Source organism: Lysinibacillus sp. UGB7, from assembly GCF_049058285.1.
Lineage (GTDB): Bacteria > Bacillota > Bacilli > Bacillales_A > Planococcaceae > Lysinibacillus > Lysinibacillus sphaericus_B.
The window spans coordinates 200,175-214,763 of sequence record NZ_JBMGUV010000003.1 but is presented as its reverse complement, the minus strand read 5'-3'; the positions used below and the strand labels follow the sequence as shown (position 1 = coordinate 214,763).

Below are 14,589 nucleotides of genomic sequence, written 5' to 3'. Positions count from 1 at the left end.
GTCTATGATACTCCTAATGCCTTAAAAATAGCATCAAATGAATCAGGATCTGGTAGTAAGAAGAAATGTCCTCTTACCGTTTCATGATCCTCAACCCCGTCTTCATAAATGGATGTATTTATTACGATAACATTATCACTGACATGTGATAATTCAATTAAGCCAATACTGATGATAGCACCAAACATGTCGACACTAAGCCCTGGAACAGTTGGATATATTTTTAAATTTGTAAAATCTGACAATGCTGATAAATATGAACCCGATAAAATATTACCCATTTCCTGCATGGCTGATAACCCTAATTCTGAAACAGGAGGTTTTTTAAAGTCGAACGATTCATCATATATTAGCCGTCGGATAAAACGGTTAGCCTGCTCAATAGGAAGGATAAAGAACATACTTCCTTCAGCATCACCCTCGATGCGTAAAAAGATCCCAACAACGACATTTTCAGACCCTCCAGCGAGTTCCATCATGTCATTAAACGATACCATTTCAACTTTCGGTACACGCATGTCGATTTTTTTACCAAGTAAATTGGAAAGTGCTGTCGCAGCATGCGCAGCACCAATATTTCCAATTTCCTTTAATACATCTAAATGTAGTGATGTAATCTTTTGATTAAATGTCATCATCGATCCCTACTTTAGTGGATTTAATACTTTCTCTAAATGCAATAAAATTAATAATCGCTTGTCTATTTTTGCCACACCTGAAATAAACTCTTCTTCAAGTGAGCCAACTACTTCTGGCTGTGGTTCAATTGCACTTGCTGGAATATCTAAAACATCATTCGCCGAGTCTACTACAAACCCTACTTCCATATCCTCTAATGAAATAATGATAATTCGAGTTGTTTCTTCATGTTCAGAGATTGGTAATTCAAAACGTTCACGTAAATCCACAATTGGTGTTACAACACCACGTAGGTTAATAACACCTTTCACATAATTTGCCGTTTTAGGCACGCGCGTAATATGCATTAACTTCTCTATTCCTTGAACGTGTGATACAGGAATTGCATATTCCTTATCTGCCAATTGGAAGACGATCACTTTAATACTTTCTTGTTCAACTGCGTTTGTCATCGTTAACACCTCTCTTATTCATTCACCTTATTTAATAAGTGCGTTGCAATCCACAATTAAGGCCACTTTACCATTACCTAAAATTGTTGCACCAGAAATTGCAAAGATATTTGTTAAGTAATTTCCTAATGATTTCAGTACAATTTCTTGTTGGCCAATGAATGAATCTACAACTAAACCAGCAAGTTTCTCACCTTTACGAACAATGACTACTGAATGGAATTCATCATCTTGTAGCTCTTTACGAGGTACCTCAAAGATTTCCTCTAAAAATACAAGTGGTACAACTTTGCCGCGGAAGTCGATTACTTTTTGGTTATGCGCATTCATAATATCTGATGAACGGATAATAGATGTTTCAATAATCGATGATAACGGAATTGCATAAATCTCTTTTTCGATTTCCACTAGCATTACTGAGATAATGGATAATGTTAGAGGTAATTGAATAGAGAAAATAGAGCCCACATCCTGTGTAGATTCAATCGAAATATTTCCGCCTAATGATTCAATGGTAGTTTTAACAACATCTAAACCAACACCACGACCTGATACATCAGAAATGACATCGGCTGTCGAGAAGCCCGAAGCTAAAATTAGTTCATTGATTTGTTTATCAGACATTGAGAAGGATTGTTCTTGTGTGACAATCCCTTTTGAAATCGCTTTTGCTAGTACTTTATCGCGATTAATGCCTGCTCCATCATCCTCTATCTCGATGAAGACGTAGTTACCACTATGATAAGCACGTAATACAACTGTTCCTTCCTCTGGCTTGCCCTTAGCACGACGCGCTGTTGGATTTTCAATGCCATGATCGACTGAGTTACGGATTAAGTGAACGAGTGGATCCCCGATTTCATCGATTACTGTACGATCCAGTTCAGTTTCAGCACCAATAATTTCAAGATTAATTTTTTTGTTTAAGTCACGCGATAGCTGACGAATCATTTTTGGGAAACGATTGAATACTGTTTCAACAGGAACCATTCGCATCGTCAAAATAATAGTTTGTAAATCACCCATTACACGGCTCATACGCTCAACCGTTTCATTTAGCTCACCATGATTTACTTCAGTCGCAATTGATTGTAGTCGTCCACGATCAATGACAAGTTCCTCAAATAAGTTCATTAATATATCTAGACGTTCGATATTAACACGAATTGTTTTATTGCCAACAGGGGCATGACTTTTTTCAGCTTTAACAGGAGTAGTTGTTTTTGCAGGTACAGGTACAGGTGTAGGTGTCGGCGTTGGTGTTGCTACCTCTTCTAACGTTGCTGTCGCTGCTACTTCTTTGTGAGCTTCATACTCTTTTTCACTGAATTTATCTTGATTGATAGCTGTGACGATTACTTCTTCAACCTCAGAAACCTTCATTAACTTTTTCTGCATATCTTCAGCAGGTTCTTTTGTTACGAAGGCCACATAAAATTGTTGATCAAACTGTTCGTCTTCAAGCTTCTCTACTGTTGGCGAAGATTTAATGACATCTCCGTCTTTTTCTAAAATCTCAAACACCATAAACACTCGTGCTGCCTTTAATAGACAATCTTCACGAAGGCGGATCGAAATTTCAAAAGCATTAAATCCTTGTTCAGCAGATTGACTAATAACCGTTTGTTCAAAACCATCATATTCTAATACGCTTGCTACAGCTGGCGTCTCAACTGTTGTTGCAACAACTTCTGGAGTCGCTTCCTCTCCTGATTCGATGCGCTTTAATTGTGCTACGGTAGAAGAAACATCTCGTTTTCCATCTCCACCGTTTGCAATATCCATCACCATTTCCTCTAAATGGTCTACAGATTCAAAAACAACATCTAGAATTTCTGGTGATACATGAATTTTTTCATTTCGAATGGCATCTAAGACATTTTCCATTTTGTGCGTTAAATCTGCTAAATCTTCGAAGCCCATTGTCGCTGACATACCTTTTAATGTATGGGCAGAGCGGAAAATTTCACCAACGATGGCCAAATCATCTGGTTTTTTTTCTAATTCTAATAAATGTTCACTACAAGCTTGTAAATGCTCTTTACTTTCTTCGATAAACATCTCTAAATATTGATTGACTTCCATAAGAGGACACCCCTTTTAAGGCAAATATTTCATAATTATTTGTGCAATATCATCCACATCAGCAACTTCATCGACAAGCTGCGTTTCCACCGCAGCTTTCGGCATACCATACACTATGCAAGTATCAGCTGACTCTGAGATAGCAATCACATTCCCAGTACTTTTTAATGCTTTTAATCCTTTAGAGCCATCATGGCCCATACCCGTCATAATGACTGCTACTTTATCAAAATCTTTAATTTGACTCACATCTTCGAACATCACATCTACAGATGGACGGTGTCCGGATCGTGGTGGTTCATCATTATCAAGGACGACACCAAAAGAGGTACCTACTTTTCTTAATTTTAGATGATACCCACCAGGTGCGATATACGCCACTCCATTTTGTAAAATATCGCCTTGCTCTGCTTCCTTTACAGTAATCTCACTTAATTGATCAAGGCGGGAAGCCAGTGATTTTGTAAAACCAGCCGGCATATGTTGGACAATTAAAATAGGTGCTTGTATCGTTTTAGGAATTTTTGTAATCACTTCCTGTAGAGCGCGTGGTCCACCTGTAGATGTACCAATAAGCACAATTTTCTTACTTGTTCTACTCCACTCTATTTGTGGCTTTTTTACTTCGGGTACTACTGAAGATACATTGACTGAATGAGCCACTTTTCGGTCATTTACTAATTCTTTTTTTATGATACTCGCTGTTAACGTTAATCCTTGTTGTTTTTTGCTACCAGAAGGCTTCTTCAGCTTGGAAATAGGTACCAATGATGCTTGTTCAACCTTGTGGACAAGTTCCGTTTGGATTTTATGTAAATCGAGAGAAATTGTTCCGCTAGGCTTTGCGACAAAATCAACTGCTCCGTATTCAATGGCCGTTAATGCATTTTCTGCCCCTCGTTGGGTTGTACTTGAAAGCATGACCACAGGTACAGGACAAATGGCCATAATTTCATTTAAAGCCTCAAGTCCATTCATTTCAGGCATTTCAATGTCCATTGTCACGACAGTTGGTTTTAATGTTTGAATCTTTTTAATCGCATCTTTACCATTTCGTGCTGTTCCAACTACTTCAACCTTCGAATTTCCAACAAAAAAGTCACTAATTAGCTTTCGCATAAAAGCAGAATCATCTACGACTAATAACTTGCTTTTATGTAAAAAGTCCAATTAATCACGCCCTTTCGTAAAAATACTTCTAAGTTTAGATAAGAATTTACTCCCTGACTGTTCATGCCCATGCACTTCCTCCACACGGTGTTCCATAAAACGAGCCGCTATCAGTTGAAGTGTCTTTGAAATGGTGGCATCCGGGTACGCAATTGAAAATGGCACTTGCTCGCGTACAGCTTTACGCACAACAGTATCCTCAGGTAATGAGCCTAACACAGTGACCTCTTTGTCCAAAAAACGTTTCATGGTAAGTTTTAAACGTTCATTTGTTTCCATTCCCTCTTCTTTAGAAAAAGCACGATTACAAAGAATATACATTTGCTTATCCGCATCTCTTCCATGAATATATTTCATCATCGAATAGGCATCGGTAATAGAGGTTGGTTCGGCTGTTGAGATAACAATAATTTCATCTATTGATGTTAGTAAATCGAGTGACCAGTTTGTTGCACCTGCGCCCATATCAAATAAAATATAGTCGAAGTTTTTTTGTAGTTGTTCAAAAGCATGAATCAATTGTTCAAACATTACATCTGACCATTCCAGTACACCTGACATACCTGATCCCCCGGAAATATACCGTAAACCGTAAGGACCTTCGAACATTACCTCATCTAGTACCTTATTTCCTTCTAAGTAATCTTTTAAACTATAAGAAACATTTTTTCCAATTAGTATATTGATATTGCCCATGCCAATATCCATATCTACGATTACAACTCTTTTTCCTTTACTAGCTAATGTAGTTGCAAAATTCATGGAAAAGTTACTTTTACCAACTCCACCTTTTCCGCTTACAACAGCGATAGCTCTACCTAATTCGCCTTGCTGTCTTAGCATTTTCAAGCGCAATGTTTCTGCTTGGTCTCTCATTTTTCTTCACCTTGGAAAAACAAATTAAGAACTTCTTCTAATTCTGCTTCTTCAATATCTTCTGGTACTTCTTGACCATTCGTATAGTAAGCAAGTCCTTTATTATATTTAATCATTAAATTAATCATTGTGCCAATAGAATTTGTTTCATCAATCTTTGTAAAGATTATCTTTTCAATTGGTAACTGCTTAAACTGGTCAATAATATTTGTCATATCTTTTTCTTTTGCTGTCATAGCAAGCACTAAAAAGGATTCAGCTTGATCGTCAAACTTAATAAGGCGCTGTAAATCATCTACATACTTTACTTCTTTATAATTCCGACCAGCTGTATCGATAAAAACTAAATCCAGATGGGACAATCGTTGGATAGCCTGTTCAAAATCCGTTGCATTATAGGCAATTTCAACAGGCGCCTGTAAAAGACCCGCATACGTTTTTAACTGCTCAATTGCAGCTATTCTGTAAGTATCCGTTGTAATAAAGCCTATTTTTTTCTTTTTTTCTAAAACTGCCCTTGCTGCCATTTTAGCAATGGTTGTTGTCTTTCCTACTCCTGTTGGGCCTAAGACATTAATATACTTTCTGTCATACGATAATCCGCCTATTGGAAGGCCTTCAAGTTTTTTGCGCAATAAATTTTTCGTGATCAGCTTGCATTGTGAGAAATTGATTTCGGATGTTTCTTTGAAATGCATAAAAAGCTCATCACCGATCGTTGAGATGAGCTCCTCATTTAACTCTTGCTGTCTTAAGTATTCAATGAAGGGTAAGAGTTCATCGGGATATTGAGCTTGGGTCGTCTTCTGATGCATCGATTGCATTAACGATTTTAAATCTGCAATTTCCTTTCTCAATTCTTCTGGAATGCCTGTATCCTCTTGCAAGGTCGTTTCATGCTTTGGCTGTGCTAAGTGAACCTTTGCTTGCACAGCATTTGTAATGTCATGTAAATTTGCGTTTTCTTTACTAGATGGAACGACAGGTGTGACAGCAGTTTTTGGAGCCACATTGCTTGGCTCCATTGCGTCAATACCTGCTAAAACTTCAAAACTCTTCTTTTTTACTAGTCCAAAAAACTTCTTTGTCACCACTACTTTTGAATTCAAAATGACGGCGTCTTCGCCTAAATCAGCACGTACAAGTTTCATCGCTTCTGGTATGGAAGATGCGTAATATTTTTTCATTTTCACTGAACATTCACCACTCCAACACTTTGAATTTCAACCGTAGCATCAAGTTCGTTATAAGATAGAACTGGAATCTGCGGGAAATAACGTTCCGTCAGCTGTCGTAAATACAAACGCACTGCTGGCGAACATAATATAATAGCTGATTGTTCCATAAAGGAGACACGTTCTACCTCAGCTGCTATGGACTCTAACACAATCTGAGAATCTTGTGGATCCATCGCTAAATAATTCCCATGATCCGTTTGCTGAATACTATCAGCAATCATTTTTTCTACTTTTCCTGAAACCGTAATGACTTTCAATGACGAGCTGTCCCCTACATATTGCGATGTAATTTGGCGCGCTAATGACTGACGTACGTACTCAGTTAATATATCGGTATCACTCGTTAATTTTGCATAGTCTGCTAGTGTTTCGAAAATAATTGGCAAGTTACGCACAGATACATTTTCTCGTAGTAGTTTGCCCAGTACCTTTTGGATTTCTCCTGTCGATAGCGGAGCAGGTGTTAATTCTTCGACTAAAATTGGATGTGTTTCGCGTAAATGATCGATTAATTGCTTCGTTTCTTGGCGTCCTAATAATTCATGTGCATTTGCGCGAATCATTTCTGTTAAGTGTGTTGACACAACGCTCGGTGGATCCACAACGGTATAACCAAACATTTCTGCATCCTCTTTTACTTGCTCTGTAATCCATTTTGCTGGTAGACCAAATGACGGCTCAACTGTATCGATACCTTCAATTGAATCATCGTCTCCTGGACTCATGGCTAAATAGTGATCAAGTAACAGTTCGCCTCTGGCCATTTCATTTCCTTTAATTTTAATGCGGTATTCATTTGGCTGTAACTGAATATTATCGCGAATACGAACAACTGGAATGACAATGCCTAGTTCTAACGCTAGCTGACGGCGAATCATAATGACACGGTCTAATAAGTCTCCACCTTGAGCAGCATCCACTAAAGGAATTAAGCCATATCCAAATTCAAATTCAATTGGGTCCACATTTAATAAATTCACAACATTTTCAGGGCTCTTCATGCCGTCTGTTGCCACTTCTTCCTCAATTTCAAGTAATTCTTCTTCATCCTCAGGCTTCTTACGTTCCATCATGTACGCACCCGCAATTAACGCAATACCAATAGGTAGCGTAATCCAGTCAGGAATTGGTGTGAATAAGCCAAGTAGGATAATTGTACCTCCGGCAACATAGAGTAGCTTTGCTTGAGCAAATAGCTGGCCCATAATATCTTCGCCCAAACTACCTTTTGAAGATGCACGTGTTACAACAATCCCTGTTGCTGTTGAGATGAGTAATGCTGGGATTTGTGAAACGATTCCATCTCCTACTGTCAGCTTGGAGAAATGAGTTGCAGCTTCCGCAAACGGTAAGCCCATTTGCACCACTCCAATGACAATACCAAATAATAAGTTGATAATAACCATGACCATAGAGGCAATGGCATCCCCTTTTACGAATTTCGTGGCACCATCCATTGCCCCATAGAAATCCGCTTCACCAGCTACTTTATCGCGACGTTCACGTGCCTCACGCTCTGAAATAACCCCTGCGTTTAAGTCTGCGTCAATACTCATTTGTTTACCTGGCATCGCATCGAGTGTGAAACGTGCTGCTACCTCTGCTACACGTTCTGCCCCTTTTGTAATAACGATAAACTGAATTAGCACAAGAATTAAGAATACAACAAGACCAACAAGAACATTCCCGCCGACTACGAAATCCCCGAAGGTTTCAACTACTGAACCAGCATCCCCGTTTGCTAAAATAGCACGCGTTGTGGATACACTTAATCCAAGTCGGAACAAGGTTAACAGTAAAATAACTGATGGGAAGATAGAAAAGTCTAACGCTTCCTTCATACTCATTGCTGTTAAAAGCACTATTAATCCTAAAGTAATATTAATGACGATTAAGAAACTTAACATCCATGGAGGAAGAGGGATGATGAGCATCGCTACGATTAAAATAACCGCACCTAAAACCCCTATATCGCGAACCTTCATTTGTGTCCCTCCTACATAAAAGCTTTAAATTTTTCGCTTAATACGATAAACATAAGCGAGTACTTCTGCTACTGCTTTGAAAAATTCATCTGGTACTTGATCGCCAATTTCTACCTGATCATACATCGCACGCGCTAATGGTCTATTTTCAACCATTACGACATCATGTTCTTTCGCAATCAGTTTAATTTTTTGAGCAACAAAGTCTGTACCCTTTGCGACTACTCGCGGGGCATCCATACTTTCTTCATCATATTTAAGAGCAATCGCATAGTGAGTTGGGTTTGTAATGACCACATCTGCGCTTGGTACCTCTGACATCATCCGACGCATCGCCATTTCGCGCTGACGTTGTTTGATTTTCGATTTAATAAGCGGGTCACCCTCACTATTTTTATATTCATCTTTAATGTCTTGTTTGGACATTTTAAGATTTTTTTCATAATCATGTTTTTGATACATCCAGTCCAATAAGGATACACAAAGTAAGACAAGCGAAGCTGCAATTCCCATAATACCGGTAAGTTTCCCAACTGTAATAAGGGTCATCCACGGGCTTTTAAAGGATAAGGCTAAAACTTCAGGTAGATTTGTCCAAATAATAATTGTTGTAACCCCACCGATAAAGGAGATTTTTAATACTGATTTTAAAAGTTCAACAATCGCTTTAACAGAAAATATTTTTTTCAACCCTTTGATTGGGTCCATTTTTTTTAAATCGAATTTCATCGGCTCTAATGTGAATAAGAAGCCGAATTGTAAAAAGTTACCCGCCAATGCACCGACAAATGCAATAGCCATTATTGGTACGATAATAAAAGCCATTTCCGTTAATGTTTCTGTGAATAAGCGCATGACACTGTCAATGGTTAGTGTTTCTACACGTATGTTATGAATGAATGTTTGTCTAAAGAAAGCTAAAATATCGTCTCTTAGTGAGCCTGCAAAAAAGAAGAGAAAGATAAATACCATGAGCATAACAATAGCACTTGATATATCCTGACTCTTGACGACTTGACCTTTTTTACGTGCATCTTGCCGTTTTTTAGGGGTCGCCTTTTCTGTTTTCTCACCTGCAAAAAACTGTAAGTCTAAATCCAGTAGTAGCAACATTTTATCCACCACCTAAAATTGCCATTAAATCACGCATAGCGTAGATCATAATTGTAATAAGCTTTTGAATGACTTGTATCATAACGCCCATCATTGTAAATAGCACTAAAAAGCTGACACTGATTTTAATTGGGAAACCTACAACGAAAATGTTCAATTGTGGGACAGTTTTTGCTGTTATCCCTAGCGCCAAATCGACTAAAAACAATGTTGCTATAACCGGCGCAGCCATTTGGAAAGCAATAGCAAAGACGGCGGTAAATGTTGTCATGATAAACTGGATATAATCTTCATTTGCAAAATTAGGGAATCCTTGATCCATCGGTAAGAATTGATAACTATAGTAAATTCCATCTAGAATCATATGATGTCCATCAATCGCTATTAGTAATAGTAAAGCTAGCGTATTGAAAAATTGACCAATTAATGGACTCTGTGCTCCTGTCTGCGGATCAATAATATTAGCAATGGCAAACCCCATTTGGAAATCGATAAAGCTTCCGGCGATTTGAATTGCCGACATGACGATGTAGCCTATTAGACCAAGTAATAGCCCAATTAGTGCTTCCTTCATCACTAAAAGTATGTAATCACCATTAAAAAGAAATGGCTCTACGTCGATTGTATAATACATCATCCAAGCTAAAACGAATGCGAGAGTTATTCGCACCTGCTGTGGAATTGTTCTGTACGAAAAAAAAGGTACAGTGACAAAAAAAGCTGTTACACGTACAAGTACTAATAAGAAAACCGTTATTTGAGGGATTAATTCATTCATATACTCACCCTATGTAACGCGTTAAATTCTCAAAAATATCTCTCGCATAGCTTGTTACTTGTGATAACATCCATGGCCCAAAGAATACAATAGCCACTAATACAGCGACGATTTTTGGAACGAATGCTAATGTTTGCTCTTGAATCGAAGTTGTTGCTTGAAAAATACTCACCGCTAAACCAGAGATTAAAGCAACTAATAATAGCGGTCCGCATGTTAGAAGGATAATCATAATGGCACGCTCTGCAATTGAAATGACCATTTCACCTGTCATACTGTATCATCCCCTAAAAACTTTGTAGTAAGGATTTCATTACGAGATACCAGCCATCGACAAGTACAAATAATAAAATCTTAAACGGCAATGAAATCATAACCGGTGGTAACATCATCATCCCCATCGACATTAACGTACTTGCCACAATCATATCGATAACAAGGAATGGAATAAAAATCATAAAACCAATTTGAAATGCTGTTTTTATTTCGCTCAGGGCGAAGGCAGGAACGAGCATTGTTAATGGAATTTCTTCCACAGATGCTGGTTTTTCTGCTTGATTGTACTTTAAAAATAAATCTAGATCCTTTTGCCTTGTATGCTTACTCATAAATTCCTTAAAAGGTACACTTGCACGATCATATGCTTCCTCTAACCCTATTTCCTCATCAAATAATGGCTGTAATGCTTCCTTATTAACTTCTTGGAATGTTGGAGCCATGATGAAGAATGTTAAAAACAATGCAAGACCGACAATGACCTGGTTAGGAGGCATTTGCTGGGTCGCTAATGCTGTACGTACAAACGACAACACAATTACGATTCTCGCAAACGATGTCATCAATATTAAAATACTTGGGGCAAGTGATAATACTGTTAATAATAATAGTAGTTTAACAGAGGTGGAAACATTGGTCGGATCACTACCAGAAAGGATGTCGACTACATCATTCATTTATCATCATTCTCCTTTTGTTTCCATTTCTCCAGTTCTTCACTACGCTCCTGTTTGATTTCAGATATCTTTTTTTCAAATAGTTCACCAAACGTATCCTGATTTTGCTGTGTTGTTGAACCTTGCGTATTTTTTTTCTTAAACTTAGAAAATAATTCAGTGATATAAGGTGATGTTGCTGCATATTCTTGTCGTTCATTATAGAGTGCTAGTAGTGCCTCAACTTCCTGAGGGTCTGTAATTTCACGTAACAGTTGTACATCCTCACCAACACCAACTAAATATAGTGATTTTCCAACTTGTAGAAGTTGCACAGATTTTTGTGCACCTAACGATAAACCGCCTAAGTTTTGTACCATTTGATTCCGTTGAAAGGTTAGATTTCTTTTATTTAAGAACTTCATTAACCCATAAAATAAAGCTACAACAAAAATAAGCGCCAAAACCATTTTTATGTATTCCCATGCAGACACGTCCCCAGCTGCTGAGACAACTGTATCTTCTTTAGCAGCTGGGTCTGAGTCATCTTTACATTCTTCTGGATTTTTCATGCAATACTCAATACTGTTCGTATCGGTGTTAGCATAAACAGAAGTTGATGTTGGGTACAAAAACAGGAAGGGTACAAGAAATGCAAAAATCATCGTTATACGAAATGATTTTAACATTTGCATGCAATCATCCTAGTGCTTTTTGAATCGCTTCAATTACACGATCCGCTTGGAAAGGCTTAACGATAAAGTCTTTCGCACCAGCTTGAATTGCATCGATTACCATTGCTTGTTGTCCCATTGCAGAACACATGATTACAGTAGCACTTGGATCTGTCCCCTTAATGGCTTTAAGAGCTGCAATACCATCCATTTCAGGCATCGTAATGTCCATTGTTACTAAATCCGGTTTTAACTCGTTGTATTTTTCAACAGCCTGTAAACCATCAGCAGCTTCCCCTACAACTTCAAATCCATTTTTCGATAAAATATCCTTGATCATCATGCGCATGAATGCAGCATCGTCTACAATCAAAATTCTTTTAGACATGGTTAACTCCTCCAATTGAAACTATCTTAAATTATTTAAACGCTCTGCTTGACTTAAAACATCTGTAATGCGAACACCGAAGTTTTCATCAATAACAACTACTTCGCCCTTAGCGATTAAACGGCTATTTACTAGTATATCGACTGGTTCCCCAGCTAATTTATCTAGTTCAATAATCGATCCACTTGCAAGTTCTAAAATCTCTTTAACAGAACGTTTCGTACGTCCTAACTCTACAGTAACTTGCAATGGAATATCAAGTAGCATATTTAAATTTCTAGCTTCAGATTGCGAGATTACATTTGGATCAAAGCTAGCAAACTGTGCTTGTTGAACATTGACAGGTTGTGCAGGTCTTGCAGACATTTGAATCGGTTGTTCTTGCTGCATTGGTTGTTGTACAGGTTGTTGATACATTGGTTGCTGCACAGGCGCTTCAGGTTGTTGATATACCGGCTGTTGCTGTAGCGGCGCTTGTTGAACAGGTGGCGGTGCTACAGGTGGCGCTTCGGGTGCAATTGTTGCAGCCACAGGTTCTTCAATCGCCTCCGTTTCACCTAATAATGACTTAACAATGTTTTGGCTAAATCTCAGTGGTAATAATTGCATTAGATTCGAATCAATTAAATTACCAATTCGCAGTCGGAATGATACTTTCACAAGTAAATCATCTTCCGGAATATTATCTCGACCTTCATTTTGAGAAATATTCATTAAATCTATAGTTGGTGGTGAAATATCCACCTTTTTGTTAAATACTGTCGACATTGATGTTGCAGCTGAACCCATCATTTGGTTCATTGCTTCTTGTACTGCACTTAGCTGAATTTCGCCTAAGTCAGGTTTTGGATTTAAGCCATCCCCACCTAACATTAAATCTGCAATAATAGCTGCATCTGATTGTTTAATAACAAGTAAATTCATGCCTGTTAAACCAATCGTGTACTCCACTTGTACAGCTACATACGGATGAGGAAACTCCTCTTCTAATTTATTGCGATTTATCATTGAGATACTTGGGGTAGTAATATCTACTTTTTGACCTAATAACGCTGAAAGTGCCGTAGCAGAGCTACCAAAAGATATATTTCCTACTTCACCTAGTGCATCTTGAGCAAACGAGTCTAGGTAATCCTCTACTCGTATTTCATTCATTTCATCATGTTCAGAAGCTTCGGTGTCGCTGTTTTTATCTTCCAACGTTTCGCCCCTTAATAACGCTTCAATTTCTTCTTGGGAGAGCATTTCATCACTCATCTTCGTCTCCTCCTTTCAAAGGGTCGATAATCTGGATTGCTAATTTTTTACCTTGTTTACCGGGTTGTACTGTGAATTTAGGTAGTGTTCCTACTTTAAGCATTAGTGGATCTTCAATTTTTTGCTCTAATTGAATCACATCACCAATTTGCATCATTAGGAAATCCTCAATAGTAATATCTGTAATACCTAACTCTACAGAAAGTGGTAACTGTGCTTGTTTCACACGTGTTTCAAGCATTTTAGTTTGCTCTGGAGACATCTCTTTTGTATTCGTCTGCATCCAGTAGCGTACCGAAAGATTTGGTACAATTGGTTCCAAAACAACATGCGGTATACAAATATTAATCATACCGCTTGTCTCACCGATAATCGTATTTAATGAAATAACGACGACCGTTTCATTGGGTGAAATCATTTGTAAAAATTGAGGATTTACTTCAAGTTCTACTAAAATCGGGTCGATTTCAGCGACATTTTCCCATGCCTCGCGTAAATTATCGAATGAGCGTTCAAAAAGGTTTGTCATAATTTTAGTTTCTATTTCCGTTAGGTTATCAACATTACTATGACTCGCCCCACTACCGCCCATTAGACGATCTAGCATTGAATAAGCAATATTAGGATTTATTTCCATCAATATATTACCATCAAGTGGTGGTACTTCAAACACATTAATGAGTGTCATATTCGGAATCGAACGTACAAACTCTTCAAATGGTATTTGGTCTACTGATGCTACTGTAATCTGCACATAGCTTCTTAGCTGTGCAGAAAAGAAAGTAGTCAATAGTCGTGCAAAGTTTTCGTGTATTCGGGTCAAACTTCGGATCTGATCTTTTGAGAAACGTAGCGCTCGTTTAAAGTCATATACTTTAACCTTGCGCCCCTCGTCTTCTTTTTTAATATCATCCGCTGACATTTCACCGGTCGATATTGCGGAAAGAAGCGCATCTATCTCAGATTGGGATAACACATCTCCTGCCATTTGCCCACCTCCAT

At 38.0% G+C, this 14,589-nt stretch carries 15 protein-coding genes; all 15 read right to left on the bottom strand.

Annotated elements, in window-relative coordinates; translation table 11 throughout:
• Positions 1 to 2: 2 nt before the first annotated feature.
• From ACOMCU_RS04910 to fliM, 15 genes are read right to left on the bottom strand one after another with little or no spacing between them, the layout of a single operon-like run.
• A complete protein-coding gene (locus ACOMCU_RS04910) occupies positions 3 to 635 on the bottom strand; it encodes a chemotaxis protein CheC (RefSeq protein ID WP_010858465.1) in 633 nt (210 codons plus the stop codon).
• A gap of 9 nt (positions 636 to 644) precedes the next feature.
• Positions 645 to 1,091 carry a chemotaxis protein CheW gene (locus ACOMCU_RS04905; RefSeq protein WP_010858464.1) on the bottom strand — a complete coding sequence of 149 codons (447 nt, stop codon included), beginning with the start codon at positions 1,089 to 1,091 and terminating at the stop codon, positions 645 to 647.
• 27 nt (positions 1,092 to 1,118) lie between these two features.
• Complete coding sequence (locus tag ACOMCU_RS04900) at positions 1,119 to 3,176, bottom strand: chemotaxis protein CheW (protein WP_421049558.1); 2,058 nt, start codon at positions 3,174 to 3,176, stop codon at positions 1,119 to 1,121.
• A 15-nt stretch (positions 3,177 to 3,191) separates the two neighbouring features.
• Complete coding sequence (locus ACOMCU_RS04895) at positions 3,192 to 4,346, bottom strand: protein-glutamate methylesterase/protein-glutamine glutaminase (RefSeq protein WP_010858462.1); 1,155 nt, start codon at positions 4,344 to 4,346, stop codon at positions 3,192 to 3,194.
• On the bottom strand, positions 4,347 to 5,222 hold the full coding sequence (locus ACOMCU_RS04890; protein WP_010858461.1) for a MinD/ParA family protein: 876 nt from the start codon (positions 5,220 to 5,222) through the stop codon (positions 4,347 to 4,349).
• The gene (flhF, locus tag ACOMCU_RS04885) at positions 5,219 to 6,415 is read right to left on the bottom strand and encodes a flagellar biosynthesis protein FlhF (protein WP_421049557.1); all 1,197 of its coding nucleotides are present in this window, start codon (positions 6,413 to 6,415) and stop codon (positions 5,219 to 5,221) included. The genes ACOMCU_RS04890 and flhF overlap by 4 nt, the downstream gene beginning before the upstream one ends.
• The gene (gene flhA, locus ACOMCU_RS04880; protein ID WP_421049556.1) at positions 6,412 to 8,445 is read right to left on the bottom strand and encodes a flagellar biosynthesis protein FlhA; all 2,034 of its coding nucleotides are present in this window, start codon (positions 8,443 to 8,445) and stop codon (positions 6,412 to 6,414) included. The genes flhF and flhA overlap by 4 nt, the downstream gene beginning before the upstream one ends.
• A gap of 24 nt (positions 8,446 to 8,469) precedes the next feature.
• Entirely contained in the window at positions 8,470 to 9,558 is a 1,089-nt protein-coding gene (flhB, locus tag ACOMCU_RS04875) for a flagellar biosynthesis protein FlhB (RefSeq protein WP_010858458.1), read from the bottom strand.
• A 1-nt stretch (position 9,559) separates the two neighbouring features.
• Positions 9,560 to 10,336, bottom strand: coding sequence for a flagellar biosynthetic protein FliR (gene fliR, locus ACOMCU_RS04870; protein WP_010858457.1), 777 nt, complete (start codon positions 10,334 to 10,336; stop codon positions 9,560 to 9,562).
• 4 nt (positions 10,337 to 10,340) lie between these two features.
• Positions 10,341 to 10,610 (bottom strand): flagellar biosynthesis protein FliQ, encoded by a 270-nt coding sequence (gene fliQ / locus ACOMCU_RS04865; protein WP_010858456.1) that lies wholly within the window; start codon positions 10,608 to 10,610, stop codon positions 10,341 to 10,343.
• A gap of 13 nt (positions 10,611 to 10,623) precedes the next feature.
• Positions 10,624 to 11,289: a flagellar type III secretion system pore protein FliP gene (gene fliP, locus ACOMCU_RS04860; protein WP_010858455.1), complete on the bottom strand. Its 666-nt coding sequence runs from the start codon at positions 11,287 to 11,289 to the stop codon at positions 10,624 to 10,626.
• The gene (locus ACOMCU_RS04855; RefSeq protein WP_230491829.1) at positions 11,286 to 11,957 is read right to left on the bottom strand and encodes a flagellar biosynthetic protein FliO; all 672 of its coding nucleotides are present in this window, start codon (positions 11,955 to 11,957) and stop codon (positions 11,286 to 11,288) included. The genes fliP and ACOMCU_RS04855 overlap by 4 nt, the downstream gene beginning before the upstream one ends.
• A 10-nt stretch (positions 11,958 to 11,967) precedes the next feature.
• Positions 11,968 to 12,330 carry a response regulator gene (locus tag ACOMCU_RS04850; protein ID WP_004269288.1) on the bottom strand — a complete coding sequence of 121 codons (363 nt, stop codon included), beginning with the start codon at positions 12,328 to 12,330 and terminating at the stop codon, positions 11,968 to 11,970.
• A gap of 21 nt (positions 12,331 to 12,351) precedes the next feature.
• Complete coding sequence (fliY, locus tag ACOMCU_RS04845) at positions 12,352 to 13,587, bottom strand: flagellar motor switch phosphatase FliY (protein WP_010858453.1); 1,236 nt, start codon at positions 13,585 to 13,587, stop codon at positions 12,352 to 12,354.
• Positions 13,580 to 14,575: a flagellar motor switch protein FliM gene (fliM, locus tag ACOMCU_RS04840; protein WP_010858452.1), complete on the bottom strand. Its 996-nt coding sequence runs from the start codon at positions 14,573 to 14,575 to the stop codon at positions 13,580 to 13,582. The genes fliY and fliM overlap by 8 nt, the downstream gene beginning before the upstream one ends.
• Positions 14,576 to 14,589 lie beyond the last annotated feature (14 nt).